This window comes from uncultured Treponema sp., from assembly GCF_934725225.1.
GTDB lineage: Bacteria > Spirochaetota > Spirochaetia > Treponematales > Treponemataceae > Treponema_D.
This window is the reverse complement of sequence record NZ_CAKVAM010000001.1, coordinates 234,372-252,866: the sequence shown is the minus strand read 5'-3', so window position 1 is coordinate 252,866 and position 18,495 is coordinate 234,372. Positions and strand designations below refer to the sequence as shown.

General features: G+C 39.7%; 15 protein-coding genes. 3 read left to right on the top strand and 12 right to left on the bottom strand.

What is annotated here, in order from left to right:
- Positions 1–12 precede the first annotated feature (12 nt).
- Positions 13–3,948 carry a phosphoribosylformylglycinamidine synthase gene (locus tag Q0H92_RS01285; protein ID WP_296010771.1) on the bottom strand — a complete coding sequence of 1,312 codons (3,936 nt, stop codon included), beginning with the start codon at positions 3,946–3,948 and terminating at the stop codon, positions 13–15.
- A gap of 121 nt (positions 3,949–4,069) precedes the next feature.
- Between Q0H92_RS01285 and Q0H92_RS01280 the strand changes: the two genes are divergently transcribed.
- Entirely contained in the window at positions 4,070–5,611 is a 1,542-nt protein-coding gene (locus tag Q0H92_RS01280; RefSeq protein WP_296010769.1) for a phospholipase D-like domain-containing protein, read from the top strand.
- A 5-nt stretch (positions 5,612–5,616) separates the two neighbouring features.
- On the opposite strand, the gene pdxT is transcribed toward Q0H92_RS01280, so the two are convergent.
- The 6 genes from pdxT to Q0H92_RS01250 form a co-directional block, all read right to left on the bottom strand.
- The gene (gene pdxT, locus Q0H92_RS01275; RefSeq protein WP_296010767.1) at positions 5,617–6,174 is read right to left on the bottom strand and encodes a pyridoxal 5'-phosphate synthase glutaminase subunit PdxT; all 558 of its coding nucleotides are present in this window, start codon (positions 6,172–6,174) and stop codon (positions 5,617–5,619) included.
- The gene (gene pdxS / locus Q0H92_RS01270; protein WP_296010765.1) at positions 6,171–7,049 is read right to left on the bottom strand and encodes a pyridoxal 5'-phosphate synthase lyase subunit PdxS; all 879 of its coding nucleotides are present in this window, start codon (positions 7,047–7,049) and stop codon (positions 6,171–6,173) included. Before pdxS ends, pdxT begins: the two co-directional genes overlap by 4 nt.
- A gap of 165 nt (positions 7,050–7,214) precedes the next feature.
- Positions 7,215–8,495 carry an O-acetylhomoserine aminocarboxypropyltransferase/cysteine synthase gene (locus Q0H92_RS01265; RefSeq protein WP_296010761.1) on the bottom strand — a complete coding sequence of 427 codons (1,281 nt, stop codon included), beginning with the start codon at positions 8,493–8,495 and terminating at the stop codon, positions 7,215–7,217.
- 108 nt (positions 8,496–8,603) lie between these two features.
- Complete coding sequence (locus Q0H92_RS01260) at positions 8,604–9,521, bottom strand: LysR family transcriptional regulator (RefSeq protein WP_296010759.1); 918 nt, start codon at positions 9,519–9,521, stop codon at positions 8,604–8,606.
- A gap of 88 nt (positions 9,522–9,609) precedes the next feature.
- Positions 9,610–10,080 (bottom strand): low molecular weight protein-tyrosine-phosphatase, encoded by a 471-nt coding sequence (locus tag Q0H92_RS01255; RefSeq protein WP_296010755.1) that lies wholly within the window; start codon positions 10,078–10,080, stop codon positions 9,610–9,612.
- A 4-nt stretch (positions 10,081–10,084) separates the two neighbouring features.
- Positions 10,085–11,584, bottom strand: a complete 1,500-nt coding sequence (locus Q0H92_RS01250) for an OmpA family protein (RefSeq protein WP_296010753.1) — start codon at positions 11,582–11,584, stop codon at positions 10,085–10,087.
- A 55-nt stretch (positions 11,585–11,639) separates the two neighbouring features.
- Between Q0H92_RS01250 and Q0H92_RS01245 the strand changes: the two genes are divergently transcribed.
- Entirely contained in the window at positions 11,640–13,022 is a 1,383-nt protein-coding gene (locus Q0H92_RS01245; RefSeq protein ID WP_296010750.1) for an MATE family efflux transporter, read from the top strand.
- Between the two features lie 2 nt (positions 13,023–13,024).
- Positions 13,025–13,846 carry a GNAT family N-acetyltransferase gene (locus tag Q0H92_RS01240; RefSeq protein ID WP_296010747.1) on the top strand — a complete coding sequence of 274 codons (822 nt, stop codon included), beginning with the start codon at positions 13,025–13,027 and terminating at the stop codon, positions 13,844–13,846.
- A 2-nt stretch (positions 13,847–13,848) separates the two neighbouring features.
- Here Q0H92_RS01240 and proC read toward each other — a convergent pair whose 3' ends face one another.
- The 5 genes from proC to Q0H92_RS01215 form a co-directional block, all read right to left on the bottom strand.
- The gene (gene proC, locus Q0H92_RS01235) at positions 13,849–14,628 is read right to left on the bottom strand and encodes a pyrroline-5-carboxylate reductase (RefSeq protein WP_296010745.1); all 780 of its coding nucleotides are present in this window, start codon (positions 14,626–14,628) and stop codon (positions 13,849–13,851) included.
- Positions 14,625–15,458 carry a glutamate 5-kinase gene (gene proB, locus Q0H92_RS01230; protein ID WP_296010743.1) on the bottom strand — a complete coding sequence of 278 codons (834 nt, stop codon included), beginning with the start codon at positions 15,456–15,458 and terminating at the stop codon, positions 14,625–14,627. Before proB ends, proC begins: the two co-directional genes overlap by 4 nt.
- Before the next feature lie 459 nt (positions 15,459–15,917).
- Entirely contained in the window at positions 15,918–16,613 is a 696-nt protein-coding gene (locus tag Q0H92_RS01225; RefSeq protein WP_296010740.1) for an LrgB family protein, read from the bottom strand.
- Positions 16,614–16,615: 2 nt separating this feature from the next.
- Positions 16,616–16,984 (bottom strand): CidA/LrgA family protein, encoded by a 369-nt coding sequence (locus tag Q0H92_RS01220; RefSeq protein WP_295795534.1) that lies wholly within the window; start codon positions 16,982–16,984, stop codon positions 16,616–16,618.
- 32 nt (positions 16,985–17,016) lie between these two features.
- The gene (locus tag Q0H92_RS01215; protein ID WP_296010739.1) at positions 17,017–18,489 is read right to left on the bottom strand and encodes an NAD(P)H-hydrate epimerase; all 1,473 of its coding nucleotides are present in this window, start codon (positions 18,487–18,489) and stop codon (positions 17,017–17,019) included.
- Positions 18,490–18,495: the final 6 nt, after the last annotated feature.

The following is an 18,495-nucleotide window of genomic DNA, read 5'->3' as shown; positions in this document are numbered from 1 at the left end:
CTCTCCATTAAATTAGTTGAAATATCTTATTCCAGCCGCAAAAATATTCTGGCAAGAACTTTCGTTTGAATCCATTCCCGCAATGTTTTTTATAAGGTCAATGCTTGAGCCGCCTTTGTCTGTGCCCATTGTGCGCTCGTTGTGTCCCATTTTTCCAAGAACACGGCCGTCCGGGCTTGTAAGACCTTCGATTGCAAAAAGGCTTCCGTTAGGATTGTCCGGCTCAGTTATTGAAGGAATTCCATTTTCGTCAACATACTGAGTAAAGACTTGTCCGTTTGCAAAAAGTTTTTCCGCAAGCTCCTCGCTGATTACAATGCGTCCTTCTCCATGGCTTACAGGAATAAGGTGAATCTTTGAATTCAAAACACTAGAATCCTGCGCCCAGGGACTTTTCGCGCTGACCATTCTTGTTCGCACAACTCTGCTTATGTGCCGTCCTATTTTATTGTAAGTAAGTGTCGGCATATCAGCGGAAGGCTCTTTTATTTCGCCATAAGGAACAAGCCCTGTTTTTATAAGCGCCTGGAAACCGTTGCAAATTCCAAGCACAAGTCCATCGCGGTTTTTAAGCAGCTCCATTATGCTGTCTGCAATTCTGTGCTCGCGGATTACATTGGCAATATATTTTCCTGAACCGTCCGGCTCGTCTCCTGCGCTGAATCCGCCTGCAAAAGCAAGAATCTGCGCCTTGTCAATTTCTGCCTTGAACAAGTCTAAGGATTCCGCCAAATCTTTTGGAGTTCTATTGCGGAACACAACAATTTTTGTTTCGCCGCCATTCAAGTTAAACGCGCGCGCCATGTCGTATTCACAGTTTGTTCCGGGGAAAACTGGAATTACAACTTTTGGTTTTGTTTTTCCGGCTGAATATTCAAAGGCAGAAGATTTTTTTCTAGCTTCTTCAAGCGACTCGTGCTCTTTCAATGCAAAAGGAGGCAATGGAGGCTGAAGTTCCGCGCCTGAAACTGGAGGGAAAACTTTTTCAAGCTTTGATTCCCAGGCAGATTCAATTTCATCAAGAGAAATTTTTACATCTTCAATTTCAATTGTAGGCTCGCAGATTGTTTCACCAATTTTGTAAACAGTTCCTTCAGCAAAATCTTTTTCTGAATCAAGGTCAGAATCAGACTCAACTAAAATTGAACCGTAAAGCGGAGTAAACAAATCGCTAACGTCGGCTTCTTTTATTCCAGAGGCAGCTGTGCAGCTTAAAGGAATTGTGTCCAAGGAAACTCCGATTTTATTTCCAAGTGACATTTTGCTTAACGTTTCTGCAATTCCGCCTGCACAAACCGGATACATTGCGCTTATTTTTTTCTGACTGTTAAGCTTGTAAAGAGCAGCAGTGTTTTTCTTGAACACTTCAAAATCTGGAACAAGCTCTGCAGAATATGGAACGCTTACAAGGAAAACTTTGCTTCCTGCTTTTTTAAAAGAACCGCTCACAACGTTTTTCACATCGTCAACATTTACGGCAAAAGAAACCAATGTGTGCGGAACATTAAGATTTTCAAAAGTTCCAGACATTGAGTCTTTTCCGCCGATTGAGCCAGTTCCCATTGCAAGCTGAGCGTCAATAGAACCAAGCAAGGCGGCTGCAGGATAGCCCCAAGTTTTTTCTGTTACAGCGCGTCCAAAAAATTCCTGGAATGTAAGACGGCAAGTGTCGGTTTTTCCGCCCATACAGGCAATTTTTGCCAAGCTAGAAAGAACTGCAACCTGCGCGCCGTGCCATGCTGACCACTGGGAAACACGAGGATCAAAACCGTAGCTCATAAGGCTGACTGTAGAAGTTTCGCGCGGGGAAACAACTGGAATTTTTGCAGCCATTCCTGCTTCCGGTGTTCCCTGATATTTTCCACCGTAAGGCATAAGAACTGAACTTGCTCCAATAGAACCGTCAAACCGCTCGCCAAGTCCGCGCTGACTGCAACAAGCCAAGTCGTTCATATTGCAAAGCCACGCTTCTTTTATGTCCGGATTTTCTGAATCTTCAAGAAGAATTTTTTCAACTGATTCAAGAGGATGAACCAAAGGGGAATTTTTCTGTTCTGCAGGACTCTCTATTGAAGCAACCGCATGATGTTCAGCTCCGGCTGTATCAAGGAAAGAACGGTCAATATCTACAATTGTCTTTCCGCGCCACTTCATTACAAGTTTATTTGTGTCTGTAACAACCGCAACTACAACTGCGTTCAAATTTTCTTTATTGCATTCCAAGATGAATTTCTGCGCGTCTTCCTTACGGACAACAACAGCCATTCTTTCCTGGCTTTCTGAAATTGCAAGCTCTGTTCCGTCAAGACCTTCATACTTTTTTGGAACAGCATCAAGGTTTATATCAAGTCCAGGAGCAAGCTCGCCAACCGCAACAGAAACTCCGCCCGCTCCAAAGTCGTTTGAACGGCGAATCATGCGGCACACATCTTTGTTTCTAAAAAGACGCTGAATTTTACGCTCTTCAACTGCGTTTCCTTTTTGAACTTCGGCTGCAGCAGTTGCAACAGACTTCACATCGTGAACTTTTGAAGAGCCAGTAGCGCCTCCAATTCCGTCGCGTCCAGTTCCGCCACCAAGAAGAATCACAACATCTCCAGTTTCTGGCTCTTCACGCATAACCTGATTACAAGGAGCAGCAGCAATAACCGCGCCAAGCTCCATGCGCTTAGCAACATAGCCCGGATGATAAACTTCAGAAACTTGTCCTGTTGTAAGTCCAATCTGGTTTCCGTAAGAAGAAAATCCCTGAGCAGCTTCACGTGTAAGCTTCATTTGCGGAAGTTTTCCAGGAAGCGTCTGGCTTAAAGGAACTGTAGGATCTGCGGCTCCAGTAACACGCATTGCCTGATAAACCCAGGAACGTCCAGAAAGAGGATCACGGATTGCCCCTCCAATGCAAGTTGCGGCTCCACCAAAAGGTTCAATCTCTGTAGGATGATTGTGAGTTTCATTTTTAAACTGCAAAAGCCAACGTTCATCAGGCTCGCCGCTTGTATAATGAACATCTATAAAAACAGAGCAGGCATTTATTTCAGCGCTAACTTCAAGGTCATCAAGTTTTCCGTGCTTGCGAAGATATTTTGCTCCAATGCAGGCCATGTCCATCAATGTAACAGGCTTGTCTTTGCGGTCGGCATACAAATCAGTCCGAACAGCTTTATAATTTTCAAGCGATTTTTTCAAGGCGGAAGCATAAGGTCCGTCTTCAATCTTTACATCGTCCAAAACTGTAAGGAATGTTGTGTGGCGGCAATGGTCTGACCAGTAAGTGTCCAAAACGCGGATTTCTGTAAAGGTCGGATCACGGTTTATTGACTTAAAGTAGTCCTGCATGAATTTTACATCAGCCAAATCCATGGCAAGACCAAGTTCTTTTCTGTATGAATCAAGCTCGCTTTCTGACTTTGAAATGAATCCAGACACAACTGCAATATCAGCTGGCACAATGGAAGACATTTTAAGAGTTGCAGGCTTTGAGCTGTCTGCAAGCCGGCTGTCAACTGGATTTATAAGGTACTTTTGGATTTTTAAAACGTCATCCGCGCAAACGCTTCCTTCAAGGAAAACAATCTTTGCGCATCTTACAGCAGGCGGCTCTGTTCCGACTTTTGTGGCAGACTTCATTCCTTCACGCAAAAGTGTAAGACACTGCTCCGCGCTGTCTGCCCGCTGGTCGTACTGCCCCGGAAGATATTCCCATATAATCTGAGTAACATCAGCAGGAACTTCAAGTGAATCGTAAACAACAAAATCGCTTTGAGGCTCGGAAAAAATTCTTACAGCGGAAGCCTTTGCAACTTCGTCTGCGACATTTTCTATGTCATACCGGTTGAAATAACGGACGCCGGTAACTCCACCAATTCCTAAAAAACCTGTAATCTCGGAAAAAATCCGCGCCGCTTCATTCTGAAAACCGGCCTTTCTTTCAACATAGATACGAAACATTCGCATATTTTATAGCAAAACCGCCGTTTGTTCAACGCAACTGAATTTTGAAGCGCAATACAATAAAGAATTTCCATTAAATTCTGTTGAAAATAAAATGCGCTTTGAATAAATTTATTGTATGAAGAAAAAATTAAAGCTTTTTAAGCGTTTTATTTACAGCCGTGTGGTTTTCTGTTTTTTGCTGCTTGCGATGCAGATTTGCACATATCTGTTTTTCATAATAAAATTTTCTCCATACTTTTTTTATTTTGCTGGAGTCAACTTGCTTTTAAGCTTTACTTTTATGGCTTATCTTTCAAACTGCGAAGGAAAAAACGAATTCAAAATCGCATGGCTTCTTCCAACGATGATTTTTCCGCTGTTCGGAATTTCACTTTATGTCTACACAAAAATGGCGACACGGAACGCTAGGCTCAAAAGCAAAATTGAACAAAGCGAACTTCAAACTTGGAAATTTGTTCCAAAGCCTGCAGAAACAAAGTCAGCATTTCCTGAAATTTCAGACCTTGCATTTTATCTTTACGAGAGCGGAAATTTTCCGGCATACACAGATTCTGATGTTGAATATTTTTCATGCGGGGAAGATTTTTTTCCGGATTTTATGCAGGAACTTAAAAACGCAAAAGAATTTATTTTTCTGGAATTTTTTATAATAACGCCCGATGATTCATGGCGGAAAATTCTTGAAGTTCTAAAGCAAAAAGTCAGCGAAGGAATTGAAGTCAGAGTTCTTTACGACGGAATCGGCTCTGTGCTTGCGTCCACAAAAGTTTACCATGAATATTTAGCAAGCCTTGGAATAAAGTCAAAAATTTATATGCCGCTGACTCCAGTTTTTAACTTACAGCAGAACAACCGCGACCACAGAAAAATTGCAGTAATCGACGGAAAAATTTCTTACACAGGCGGATTGAATCTTGCAAATGAATATTTCAACTTTGGGCAAAACAAGTTTTCATACTGGAAAGATTCCGCAGTAAAAATCCGTGGAAACGCGACAAAAACTTACACCGCGCTTTTTCTGCAAATGTGGAATCTTGCAAAGTTTCCAGAAAAGAAAGCGAATAAAAGCTACGAAAAATTTTTTCCAGCAGTAAAAGAAAATTTCAGCGAAGGACTTTTAATTCCTTATGCCGATAATGCTTACAACGAAAAAGACATCGCGGAAAATATCTGCCTCTACATTTTGTCAAAGGCGACAAAAAATGTCTGCATAACAACTCCGTACATTATAATCGACAACCAGCTTAAAAGCGCGCTGATTTTTGCGGCAAGCAGAGGAATAAATGTTTCGCTTATTGTTCCTTCCAAGCCTGACCATTTTTTGACATTCTGCATCGGAAAAACTTTTTTAAAGACGCTTGTTGAAAACGGAGTTCATGTTTATCTTTATTTGCCGGGATTTATACATTCAAAGCTTTTTACAAGCGACGGAAAAATAGCAACCGTAGGCTCGATAAATCTTGACTACAGAAGCCTTTTCCATCACTTTGAAGACGGACTTCTTATTTACAAGAAATCCGTTATAGAAAAAATTCAGCGTGACATTGAACTTACAAAACTTTCGTGCAAAGAAATGACTTTGGACGACTACAAAAAACTTCCGCTGATTGTAAAAATGCTTGGAAGAATTTTCAGAATATTCGCGCCGCTAGTTTAAAATTTTCAGCTTTGAATCCACCATTCGTAAAGCCTTGTATCGCTGTTAAGCTCTGGATGAAAACTAAGCGCAGTTTGATTTTTAAATTTTGCGGCAACAATTTTTCCATCGACTTTTGAAAGAACTTCAACATCTTCCCTTGCACTTTCAATATAAGGCGCGCGGATAAAAGTCATCGGAATTTTTCCAAGATTCTCAAAATTTTCTTCTGTAAAAAAACTTCCAAGCTGCCGGCCATAAGCATTTCTTTTTACGCAAACCGGCATTGTTCCAAAATGCACGCGCGAATCATTTTCAATTTTTTCAGCAAGAAGAATAAGACCTGCGCAAGTCGCAAGAACTTTTATTCCAGATCCAATGCGTTGCTTTAACGGCTCGAACATTTCAAGCTCATGCAAAAGTTTTCCCTGCACTGTGCTTTCTCCGCCCGGAAGAACAAGAGCGTCAAAATCTTTTTCCAAGTCTGATTTTTTTCTAAGCTCAAAGCAAGGCACGCCCAAAGATTCAAGAATTTTCTCATGCTCTAAAAACGCGCCTTGAAGTGCAAGCACCGCCGCTCTCATTTTCCGCGCTCTGCCATAAGAATGGCGATTTCACTTTCATTGATTCCAACCATAGCTTCGCCCAAATCTTCTGAAAGCTGGGCAATAAGTTTTGCGTCGTTGAAATTTGTAACAGCTTTTACAATTGAAGCCGCTCTTTTCTTTGGATTTCCTGACTTGAAAATTCCAGAGCCTACAAAAACTCCTTCCGCGCCAAGCTGCATCATAAGAGCCGCATCAGCAGGAGTCGCAACGCCACCCGCCGCAAAATTCACAACAGGAAGCTTTTTGTTTTCATGCACAAATTTTACAAGCTCATAAGAAACCTGAAGAGTTTTTGCTTCTTCATAAAGCTCGTCTTCACGCATAGAAACGATTCTTGAAATTTCAGAATTCATTTTTCTCATGTGGCGGACAGCCTGAATTATGTCTCCAGTTCCCGGCTCGCCTTTTGTTCTAATCATTGACGCGCCTTCGCTGATTCTTCTTAACGCTTCTCCCAAATCTTTTGCGCCGCATACAAACGGAACTTTAAAATTTTTCTTGTTGATATGATAAACATCATCGGCAGGAGAAAGAACTTCACTTTCATCAATATAGTCAATTTCAATTGCTTCCAAAATCTGCGCTTCCACAAAATGCCCGATGCGACACTTTGCCATTACAGGAATTGAAACCGCTTCCTGAATTCCTTTTATCATTTTTGGATCGCTCATTCTGGAAACGCCGCCCGCAGCTCTTATGTCCGCCGGAATCCGCTCAAGAGCCATTACCGCGCAAGCTCCAGCCTCTTCCGCAATCTTTGCCTGCTCTGGAGTTGTAACGTCCATAATCACGCCGCCTTTAAGCATCTGGGCAAGATTTTTATTCAATTCATACTGTTTTCCTGATTCCATATTTTTCCTCGCATAATTTATTTGTAAAGAAACTAGCAAAAATCTGGTATGATATAAATATTCAGTTTTATTAAATTTTAATAATACCAGTTGAAATTCATTTTCCGCAAAAAAATCCCCGGAAATCTATAAAAGAAAACCGGGGGAAACCTTAGTTAAAGAAAATTATTTCAATGCATTGAAGCCATTTTCCAAGTCGGCAATTATATCGTCGATGTGCTCAGTTCCAATAGAAAGACGGATTGTATTCTGGGCAATTCCTTGGTCTGCAAGCTCCGCATCAGAAAGCTGGCTGTGAGTTGTTGAAGCCGGATGAATAACAAGCGATTTTACATCCGCAACATTTGCAAGCAAGCTGAAAATTTTCAGGCTGTCAATAAATTTCCATGCTTCTTCTTTTCCGCCTTTAATATTGAAAGTAAAAATACTTGCGCCGCCGTTCGGAAAATATTTTTCGTAAAGCGCATGGTCAGGATGTTCCGGCAACGAAGGATGATTTACTTTTTCAACAAGCGGATTATTTTTCAAATACTCAACAACTTTCTTTGTGTTTTCAACATGGCGTTCAATTCTAAGCGACAAAGTTTCCACACCCTGAAGAAGAAGGAAAGCGTTAAATGGAGAAATCGCAGCTCCTGTATCACGAAGCAAAATCGCGCGGATATAAGTTGCAAACGCGGCTTTACCAGCAGCCTTGGCAAACGAAACTCCATGGTAGCTTGGATTCGGTTCTGAAATCCACGGATAGCGGCCGGATTTTTCCCAGTCAAAATTTCCTGAATCAACAATAATTCCGCCAAGAGTTGTTCCGTGTCCGCCGATAAATTTTGTTGCGGAATGCACAACAATATCCGCGCCATGTTCAATCGGGCGAATCAAATACGGAGTTCCAAACGTGTTGTCAATTACCAGCAGAAGTCCGTGCTTGTGCGCAATTTCTGCAATAGCGTCAATGTCAGGAATGTCAGAATTCGGATTTCCCAAAGTTTCAATGTAAACAGCTTTTGTATTAGGCTGAATCGCATTTTCAAGCTCGGAAAGATTGTGCGCGTCAACAAAAGTTGTCGTTATTCCGTAAAGCGGCAAAGTGTGGGCAAGCAAATTGTAGCTTCCGCCGTAAATTGTTTTTTGCGCAACGATATGCTCGCCTTGTTTTGCCAAAGCCTGAATCGCATAAGTTATGGAAGTCGCGCCGGAAGAAACTGCAAGAGCCGCAACTCCGCCTTCAAGAGCCGCAATTCTTTTTTCAAAAACATCCTGTGTTGAATTCGTCAGGCGTCCGTAAATGTTTCCAGCATCCTTTAAACCAAAACGATCCGCCGCATGCTGTGAATTATGAAATACATAGCTCGTTGTCTGATAAATTGGAACAGCCCTTGAATCTGTAGCCGGGTCAGCGTTTTCCTGTCCTACGTGAAGTTGAAGCGTTTCGAATTTGTAACTCATATTTTCCTCCAAGCAAAGTTTTATTTTCTGAGGAAAGAATAGCAAATTTCAAAAGGCATGAATAATATTAAATTTTTATGCGGAGATATAGATTTCGCTTATAACAACTTATGCTTTCAAATAAGACTTCAGCTGCTCAATATATTCTTCGCCTGTCTTTGAAAGAATTATATTTTTCTTTAGAATATATCCGATTTCCATTACGCTGTTCGGGTTTTCCTTGTCAGACTTAAAAGGAACCGCAACAAAATCAGAGCCGTTCAGTTCTTCGCAAATTATTCCCGAACAAAGAGTGTATCCGTTCAAGCCGACCATAAGATTTAAATTTGTGGCGCGGTCGCTTGTCTTGATTGTTTTTGGATATTCGTTTTCCGTGAGAATTTCCTCTGCAAAATAAAACGAGCTGTTTCCGCCCTGGTCAAAAGAAAGACACGGATAATCTTTTAGCTCTTCAAGAGAAATTGAAGTTTTTTTTGCCAGCGGATGATTTTTCCAAAGATAAACATAAGCCTTGCAGTCAATAAGTTTTTCAAAGACAAGATCGTTTGCATTTAAAATTTTCTTGATTGCCTTTCTGTTGAAATCGCTCATATAAAGAATTCCGATTTCGCTTTTCTGAGTCGCAACATTTTCGATTACATCAAGCGTCTTTGTTTCAAAAATTGAAAATTCATATTCTGAAGTTCCGAATTTTTTTACAAGCTCAACAAAAGATTTTGTGGCAAAAGAATAATGCTGGCACGACACGCTGAATTTTTTCTTGCGCTGAAATCCTTCCCCGAATTTTTCCAAAAGATTTTCGTACTGCGCATAAATCTGCCGGGCATACTGAATAAATTCCTTTCCGTCTTGCGTCAAAGAAATTCCCTTGCTTGAACGGTTGAAAATTGAAATGCTGAATTCCTTTTCAACTTCCTTTATCGCTGACGTAAGCGAAGGCTGTGAAACATAGAGATTTTCCGCCGCCTTGTTCAAAGAGCCAGATTCCGAAACACCTATAATGTAATGAAGCTGCTGCAATGTCATAAAAATATCCTAAATATAAATTCTAAAATCGATATAAAAACTAATAGTTGTTCGTTTTACAAACTAACGATAGTTCTAACTTAAAATTTTAAACATTTTTCAAACTTCCGTTAGTTAATTTCTGTAAAAAACAGTTGCATCCTTCCCAAATATCATTAAAAGTTTCATCAAAATTTCCTGTATACCAAGGATCGGCAATGTTTCCGGGCCGCGAAGTAAAATCAAGCAAAAGAAAAACATTTTTATTAAAACTGCTTCCCAAAATCCGCTGAATATTTTTTAAGTTAAAACTGTCCATTCCAATTATAAAGTCGTATTTTTCAGCATCAGATTTTTCCATTTGAACGGCTTTATGCGGAAAAACAGGAATTCCCTGCTGCGCAAGTTTTTTCAAAGTTCCAGGATGCGGCGAATTTCCAATTTCTTCCGTGCTTGTAGCTTTTGATTCAATTAAAAAATCATTTTCAAGCCGGGCATTTTTTACAAGAAATTTCATTACAAATTCAGCCATTGGAGAACGGCAGATATTTCCGTGGCAAACAAAAAGAATTTTTATCATACTTCTATTCCAGAATCGTAATTTCTACACGGCGGTTTTTTGCTTTTCCTTCAGGCGTTGAATTGTCCGCAATCGGTTTTGTTCCGCCAGAGCCTTTGCAGATAAATTTTTCACGCGGAATTCCTCTTTGAATCAAAGCGTTTGCAACAGAATTTGCGCGCTCAACAGAAAGCTTCATTTCGCCCTTTTCATAGCCAACGCTCGCCGTATGTCCTTCAACAAGAAACATCTGATCGGGAACTTCTTTTAGAACCTGCGCAATTTGATCCAGCCGCTCATTTTCTCCAGGCAAAAGTTCCGCGCTGTCCGGCTTAAAATTCAAATTTTGCATCGTAAGGCGGATTCCAGCCGCAGTGTTTTCAACAATAACTTTTTTTTCAGACTTTGAATTTGAAGAAGGAGAATTTTTTCCTGCTGAAATTTTCGACTGAATTTCATCCGCGGAATTCTTTTTTTTCTGAGGCTGATTTTTTGTTTTTCCAGAGCCAATGCCATTCGTTTTTGTCCCAGAAGTTTGATTTTCATTTTTTGCAATTTTCTTTTCAGCGGAAGAATTATTTTTTCCTGAATTCGAGCCAGATTCAAAATCATTATTTTTCATTGAGCCACTAGATTTTTTTTCGCTGTCAATCCAGCTGCTTTCGTTCACGGGCTTTTCAAGAATTTCTTTAAGTTCTTTTTCCGAAACAGAAGCTACACGCTGCAACGCCGGAATAAGCTTGCTTTTGTCGTAAGCCGGCGGATATTCCGTGAACATTGAAATCGAGCCTTTAAACGAATAGCTGTTGCCGTCATTGTAAATAAAAGTTTCATCAACCATGTCGCGGACAACAAGAGCATTTCCGCTTTTTTTGCTTACGTACATTGTCGCTTTGTGGCTTCCTTGCGCTGACTTCAAATCCTTGTCGCCTGCAAAATCCCAGTAAGAAATTCCGTAGCGAGTTGCCCATTGCGCGCTAAAAACGTAAACTTCCTCTCCGTGAAAAAGTTCATCTTTAAGATAAGTGTATTCAACTAAAATCGGAAGCTTTGTAAAAATTCCTTTGTTAAGCGGATCAACAACGCGCTCAGCTTTTGCCTGCCATTTGTCTCCAATGCTTATGCGCTGATTTGTAAAAGCCGGAAAACTTCTAAAAGACGGATAGCCGTTGTCAACAATCATTGTAAGCTCTCCGTCTGAAGAAATTTTAAAGCTTGAAGGAACTGCTCCGTTTATGCCAAGATTCACTTCTCTTGAATTCCGCTTTGTGGCTTCGTCTATAAAAAAACTTCCGTCATAATATCTGTCTGAAAATTTTCCGCCGGAAGGAACAGAAGTTGGAGCAATAAACGAGCGGACTTCCCGGCTAACAAGTCCAGTATATTTTCCATTATCGTAGCGTCTTACATCGGTACGCTCAATATAAACATAGCTTCCACTTCCGTTATATTTTAAAAGCACATTCTGGCAAAAAGCATTTTGAAAAAACAAAAAAAATACTGCTGACAAAAAAATTTTCTTCATATTTAAATTATCGGCAGTAATGACACAATCTTTCATTTTTTATAGAATAGAATTTATGTCAGAAAAAAATGCAGCTTTAATAAGAACACATCTTCCTGGATTTTACAAAACACTTTTTTCACTTGCACTTCCAATTACTCTTCAAAACTTAATGCAAGTTTTTGTAAACATGCTAGACACAATCATGGTGGGCCAGCTTGGAGCCGCGGAAATCGCATCAGTAGGACTTGGAAATCAAATTTATTTTATACTGAACATGATTCTTTTTGGAACATCTTCTGGCGGCGCGATTTTTATTTCTCAATTCTGGGGAAAAAATGATATAAAGGGAATTCAAAAAACGCTAGGAATAATGCTCGGATTTTCAATTTTTGTTTCCATTGCTTTTACAATAGCGGCTTTGTTCATCCCAGAATTTTTAATCAGCCTTTATTCAAAAGATCCAGTTGTAATTCAGTATGGCGCAAAATATTTAAAATATGTTGCAATAAGCTATATTTTTCTTGCAATAACTTTTCCATTTGAATTCGCATTCAAAAGCACAAACCATGCATACCTTCCGATGATATGCACAACAATTTCAATTATCTTGAACGCGGTTTTCAACTATATTTTTATATTCGGACTAAAAACTGAATTTTTTATAATTGCGCCAATGGGAGTTGCCGGAGCCGCAATCGGAACTGTAATTTCAAGAGCAGCTGGAACTTCTGTTCTTTTGATATATTCATCTGTGAAAAAATTTGAAATCCTAGGATCTTTAAAAAACTATTTTTCTTTCAGTAAGAAATTCGTTTTAAAATATATTTCAGTCGCATTGCCAGTACTGCTAAACGAAACCGCTTGGGGGATGGGAATAACATTTCAGAACTCCATTTTCGCGCATACAGGAACAGACGCAATTGCAGCATTCAATATAACAGGAACAATTTCTCAGCTTACTTGGGTTTTCTTTATAGGAACAGGAAACGCAGCCGGAATAATCCTTGGCAAAAAAATCGGAGCCGGAAATTTTGAAGAAGCTAAACTTTACACTTACAGATTCGCCTGGTTTCTTCCATCTTGCGCAGCTTTAATCGGACTTTTCCTTTATCCGCTTTCATCAATGCTTCCGTATATTTTTAATGTGGATTCTTCAATTCTCTTGCAAGCAAAAAAAATGCTTATAGAACTGATTTGTTTTTATCCGTTCAACGCATTCTGTATGTTCTTTATTGTAGGATTTTGCCGCGCCGGAGGAGACACAAAATATGCCGCGTTCCATGACATTTTCTGGATGTGGTGCGTTGCAATTCCTGCAGGATACATAGCAGCTTTTGTTTTTAATCTGCCGCCAAACTTTATTTACTTGTGCTTGCTTTCAGAAGGATTTCTCAAAACGTTTGCGGGACTTTTGCGTCTTAAATCTGGAAAATGGCTCAGAGACATTACAAACTAAAAATGCCAAAAATTATCCAAGCCGCAGAAAACGAAGAATTTTTTCTCAAAGCAGAAAACTTTCTTTTGCCGCATGAAAAGATTTGCAGCCAGCTTATGCAAATGGCAATGCAAAAAAGCAAAGAGCTTTATATAATTTTTGAAACTGAAATCTTAGGCGTTTTTTATTTTTCAGAAGGCGGAATTCTTACAAGCTTTATTCCAAGGCTCACAAAAGAAACCGAAAAAGAACTTTGCAATTTTTTTTGTGAAAAGGAAATTTCCTGCATAATGGGAGAAAAAAAAGAAGCGGAAAAAATCAGAAAGCTAATTTTCAAACTGAAAAAAATTCAACCGGACGACATAAGAGAAATGCTTTTTATGGAATACACGCAAAGCAAAAATATTTCTGCGCAAAATTTGGAAATTGCAGAATGTTCCTTGCAAGACGCTGACAAACTTTTTCCGCTGCACATTTCATATACTCAAGAAGAAGTTCTGCCTGAATGGAAAAAAATAAATCTTGCGCTTGAAAGACTTAAACTTGAAAAAATTCTTCGCACACAAAAAGTTCTTGCAGTCAAAAAAGAAAATTCATTTTGCGCAAAAGCCCAGACAAACGCAATTTCAAAAAATTTTATTCAGATTGGCGGAGTTTTCACACAAAAAGAATTCCGCTCAAAGGGCTTTGCTTCAACTCTTGTAAAAAAACTTGCTGAAGAATTTCAAAAGGAAAATAAAAAATCAGTCTTGTTTGTAAACAAAAAAAATAAATCGGCAATCTGCGCATACAAGAAAGCCGGCTTTTCAGCATTCGCAAAATACGAAATGCTTTACTACAAATAAATTTATTTTTTCATTATAGCGTCAATGCTCGAAATGCAAATTCCGCGCAGACCATTTTTTTCAAGGGAATCAACGCCGCGGATTGTAGTTCCGCCCGGAGAACAAACCGCATCTTTTAAAGCTCCCGGATGAGTTCCTGTTTCAAGCTGAAGCTTTGCGCTGCCAAGCATTGTCTGTGAAACAATTTTATAAGCCGTCTGCCTTGAAATTCCATATTTAACAGCGGCATCCGCATAGGCCTCAATTATCAAATCCATAAATGCAGGACCGCAGCCGCTTATTGCGCCGCCAATTCCCATAAGATTTGAAGGGAGTTCTTCTATAATTCCAAGCGAAGAAAACAAATCTTTTATTTTTTCAAGCTCGCCTGCATTTAAAGAATTTTCCTTTTCAAAAAGCATCACGCCTTCTCCAACCATCGCAGGAGTATTCGGCATTATGCACTGAATGCGCACATCATTTCCAAGAATCTCATGGAACTTTTCGTAGCTCCAGCCCGCCGCAACAGAAACCAAAACTTTTCCAAAAAGCCTTTCCTTTATTCCATCAAGAACACCTTCTATCTGGTAAGGCTTGCACGCCATTATAAAAACATCGCATAAATCCGCCAAAGACAAAATGCTTTCGCACGGAACAAAGCCAAGCTCACTGGCATTTTTTTTAAGTTTTTCCTGATTCGGAGCAAAGGCAAAAATATTTTCTTTCTGGATTTTTTTTGAAGCTATAAAGCCGGACGCAATCGCCTTCGCCATGTTTCCCATTCCAATGAATCCGATTTTCATTTGCTTCCTCCCATTATCGCATTGAACAAAGCATTTTCGTCAGCTGTAAAAACAGTTGCCTTCAATTCTCCGCTGCAAAGTTTTTCCAAAGCCTTTTCTTTTTTTCCGTTCGCAAGTATGAGCGGAATTCCAGAAGCCGTTGTCTTTTTTGCCGCCTCAATCTTTGTAGAAATGCCGCCAGTTCCAAAAGAGCTTTTTCCGTTGATTGTAATCTGATTTTTTAGCTCATTGATATTTTCAACAGTTTCAACAAGAACGGCGTTTTCATTTGTCTTAGGATTGTCCGTGTAGATTCCGTCGATGTCGCTAAAAAGAATTAGCAAGTCCGCGCTCCAAAGAACAGCAGTAAGCGCGCTAAGATTGTCGTTGTCTCCAATGCAAAACTCGTCGGTCGCAACAGAGTCATTTTCATTTATAACAGGAACAACGCCCTCGTCAACAAGCGTGAACAAAGTGTTCCTTATATTCAAAGTGCGGTGGGAATCCATGAAGTCCTCTTTTGTAAGAAGAAGCTGAGCCGCATGAAGATTCTGCTTGCCGAACGATTCGCGCCACTTATCCATAAGCTCAACCTGACCGATTGCGCACAAAGCCTGCCTGTAGTGAATATCTCCCTTATGCGCCCAGCCGCTTATCGTGGAAAGTCCTGCAACCTGCGCTCCTGAAGAAACAACAATAATCTGCTTGCCCTTTGAAATCAAAGCAGCGCATTCCGACGCGAAAGTTTCCATAAAGTCCACGTTGATTGTTCCGTCGTTCTTTGCAAGCGTGTTGCTTCCGATTTTTATTACGATTTTTCTAGCTTTGTCAATAACTTCCTGCGGTGTCATAAAATTTCCCTTAAAATTGATTAATAGCCATTTAATTGTCATTGCCGTGCTTGACACCGCGATGTTTGCATAGCAAACTCGGTTAGCAATCTACTGTAATTTTTCAACAGATTATCAACCGAGTTTCTTTCAGAAACGTCGCAGGGTCAAGCACGATAATGACATTAAAATTCAATATTCAATCTTACAGAATTTATATCACATCGGAGAATTTTATAAAAGAAGGGAAAAATTCTTTAAGGAAAATTTTATTTTTATCTGGAATCCTTTAAAAACTTCAGGAATATTGTATTTTCCACTTGGAATTCGTCAAAAAACTCAAGAATATGGAATTTTCCTGAGGAATATGCATAAAAACTCTGGAATATCTTCTATTCCTCAATATTTATACAAATTCTTCAGGAATATACAATATTCTTGGAAAATATTATTTATTCCTGCATATTTATGCAAAAATTTTCAGGGAATAAGTCCGGCAAAGACCGGGGCAAGAATTACCGTGAGGATTCCCGCGATTCCAATCGAAAGGCCGCTCATGGCTCCTTCAATTTCGCCAATTTCAATCGCCTTGGAAGTTCCAAGCGCATGGGAAGCAGTTCCTATTGCAACTCCTTTGGCTACAGGCTCCGTTATCTTAAAAATCTTGCAGACTTGAACAGCAAAAAGGTTTCCGAGGTTTCCGGTAAGAACAACCATCACGACAATTACAGGAATTGTTCCGTTCAGCTCTTCTGTTATTCCAAGCGCAATCGCAGTTGTAATCGACTTGCCCAGAAGCGAAACATATTCCGTGTGCTCCATTTTAAACAAAAGGCAGAAAAGAAAAATCAGAACCAGATTGACCACAACGCCGCAGAAAATTCCGCACAAAACAGCAAGCCAGTTTTCCTTGAGCTTTTCAATCTGCTCGTACAAAGGAACCGCAAGGCAGACTGTCGCAGGAGTAAGAAGGCAGGCAATAAAATCCGCGCCACAAGCATAAGATTCATAAGGAATTTTTGCAATTATAAGAAAGGCAATGCACAAAACAATCGAAACAATCAAAGGACTGAACAAAAAGAATTTTGTTTTCCTGCTGATTACAATTCCAAGCGCGTAGGAAATCAAAGTTAAAAACATTCCGAAATACACTGAGTTTATAAAAAAATCTTTCATCGCTAGTTTTCCTTGGAAGCCTTTTTATTTTTTGCGCGGATTATAAGCTGAACAACATGCCCTGTGATAACCATGACGCAAAAAGTTGTAACAACGGCAATCACCACAAAGCACACTCCGTATTTTTTCATAATCGGAAACGCCGTCATAAATCCAACGCTGGACGGAACGAACATCACGGGCATCATCACAAGAAGAAAATTTGCGGCATCCTTTACCTGATGAATCTTTATGATTTTTAGCTCCAGGCACAAGAACAAAATAACAAGTCCGTAAATGCTGGCAGGAACGGGAAGGGGAATGAGAGCGTTAAGAATTTCTCCGATAAAAGAAATTGAAATTATAAGTGCAAACTGAAGCGCGTATTTCATTTTTCCTCCAATAATAAATATTTCAAGCAAATTTAAAGTTCTGAAATTTTTTCAATTAAAATCTGCGGAGTAAGAGCAAAGTTGTTCTTTATTTTTTTTGAAGCAAAACTGTGCGCCAAAGAAGCTGTTACCGCCGCATTCGCACAATCATATCCCTGCGCAAGAAGAGAAGCAACAAGACCTGCAAGAACATCTCCACTTCCGCCTTTTGCAAGTGAATTTCTTCCATAAGGATTAAAATAAATTTTTACTCTCCCTTCATTTTTTGACCACATTCCAATTAAAACAACCGCGCCTTTTAAAACAAGAACTGAATCTTTGAATTTTCCGCAGAAAAGTTTTACAAGCTCAATTCTTTTTTCAACAACTTCCTGAACTGAAAATTTTCCAAAACCGCAGTTTTCAAGCAGAACAGAAAATTCTTTTGGATGCGGAGTCAAAACAAAATTTCCTCGCTCTGTTAAAAGGCTTAAAATTTCCTTGTAGTAAAAAATATCAGCGTCAAGAACGCACGGAATATTTTTGTTTTCTTTTAAAAAGTCAAAATATTTTTGGAAGCCAGGATTTTTTCTTCCGAATCCGCAGCCAAGCGCAAGAGCCGTTGTATTTTCAGGAAGTTCCAAAGAAGCCATAATGTTCATAAAGCTTGAATCTTCAATCCCCACAATAGTGGCCAAGCCAGCTCCAAAAGCAAAAGCGGCATTCGCAGCAATTTTTGCAGCACCAGTTTTTTCGCCAGCAGCAACAGCAACGTGCCCGAAAGTTCCTTTGTGGACATTTTGAATTTTTCTAAACGGAAGTTTCATTTCTTCTTTTTCAAGCAGAAAAGCATCAGGAACTTCCAGAAATTCAAAATTGTTTCTGCTTATTCCAAGATTGCAGACTTTTATTTTTCCGCAGAAATCTTTTGCCTTGTCGCTGAACAGGCTAAGTTTTAAAGCTCCCATTGTGGCAGTTTCGTCAGCACGAAAAACAGTTTTTCCATTTCCGGCTGAATCAAGTCCACTTGGAACATCGCACGAAATTTTAAAGGCTTCTATTTTATTCGCGCTCTGAATAACTGCTTCTGATTCCGCGTCCAAAGGCAAATGAAATCCGCTTCCATAAATGCAGTCAACAACAACGCTAATATCAAAGCTTTTTTCTTCCACAAAAGAATCCAAATCATAAGGCGAAATAAAAGAAACGCCAAGAAGCTCCGCGCGTTTTTTTTGAACTTTAGCAATTTCCGAAGAAGGCTCGCCAATGCAGCAAACCGCCACACAAAAATCATGGCAAGAAAGTCTGCGTGCAAGAGCATAACCGTCGGCTCCGTTGTTTCCGCGTCCTGCAAGAATCAAAACACAAGGCCGGTTTATGTAACGTTCACTTTCATGGAAAACATGGGGCATAACGCAAGCTTCAAGTCCCTGCACCGCATTTTCCATCATAAGCTCTTCAGTCAAAGAAAATTTTTCGCGTGATTTTTTATCAAGAATTCTAGTGTCAAAAAAAATATTCTGCATATCAAA

Excerpts from the sequence above, each read along its gene's own strand:
- Q0H92_RS01225 (WP_296010740.1), bottom strand. The coding sequence starts at position 16,613 with ATGAAAGATTTTTTTATAAACTCAGTGTATTTCGGAATGTTTTTAACT.
- pdxS (WP_296010765.1), bottom strand. The coding sequence starts at position 7,049 with ATGGAATCAGGAAAACAGTATGAATTGAATAAAAATCTTGCCCAGATG.
- Q0H92_RS01280 (WP_296010769.1), top strand. The coding sequence starts at position 4,070 with ATGAAGAAAAAATTAAAGCTTTTTAAGCGTTTTATTTACAGCCGTGTG.
- Q0H92_RS01260 (WP_296010759.1), bottom strand. The coding sequence starts at position 9,521 with ATGACATTGCAGCAGCTTCATTACATTATAGGTGTTTCGGAATCTGGC.
- Q0H92_RS01245 (WP_296010750.1), top strand. The coding sequence starts at position 11,640 with ATGTCAGAAAAAAATGCAGCTTTAATAAGAACACATCTTCCTGGATTT.
- proC (WP_296010745.1), bottom strand. The coding sequence starts at position 14,628 with ATGAAAATCGGATTCATTGGAATGGGAAACATGGCGAAGGCGATTGCG.
- Q0H92_RS01215 (WP_296010739.1), bottom strand. The coding sequence starts at position 18,489 with ATGCAGAATATTTTTTTTGACACTAGAATTCTTGATAAAAAATCACGC.
- Q0H92_RS01255 (WP_296010755.1), bottom strand. The coding sequence starts at position 10,080 with ATGATAAAAATTCTTTTTGTTTGCCACGGAAATATCTGCCGTTCTCCA.
- Q0H92_RS01285 (WP_296010771.1), bottom strand. The coding sequence starts at position 3,948 with ATGTTTCGTATCTATGTTGAAAGAAAGGCCGGTTTTCAGAATGAAGCG.
- Q0H92_RS01220 (WP_295795534.1), bottom strand. The coding sequence starts at position 16,984 with ATGAAATACGCGCTTCAGTTTGCACTTATAATTTCAATTTCTTTTATC.
- Q0H92_RS01250 (WP_296010753.1), bottom strand. The coding sequence starts at position 11,584 with ATGAAGAAAATTTTTTTGTCAGCAGTATTTTTTTTGTTTTTTCAAAAT.
- Q0H92_RS01265 (WP_296010761.1), bottom strand. The coding sequence starts at position 8,495 with ATGAGTTACAAATTCGAAACGCTTCAACTTCACGTAGGACAGGAAAAC.
- pdxT (WP_296010767.1), bottom strand. The coding sequence starts at position 6,174 with ATGAGAGCGGCGGTGCTTGCACTTCAAGGCGCGTTTTTAGAGCATGAG.
- Q0H92_RS01240 (WP_296010747.1), top strand. The coding sequence starts at position 13,025 with ATGCCAAAAATTATCCAAGCCGCAGAAAACGAAGAATTTTTTCTCAAA.
- proB (WP_296010743.1), bottom strand. The coding sequence starts at position 15,458 with ATGACACCGCAGGAAGTTATTGACAAAGCTAGAAAAATCGTAATAAAA.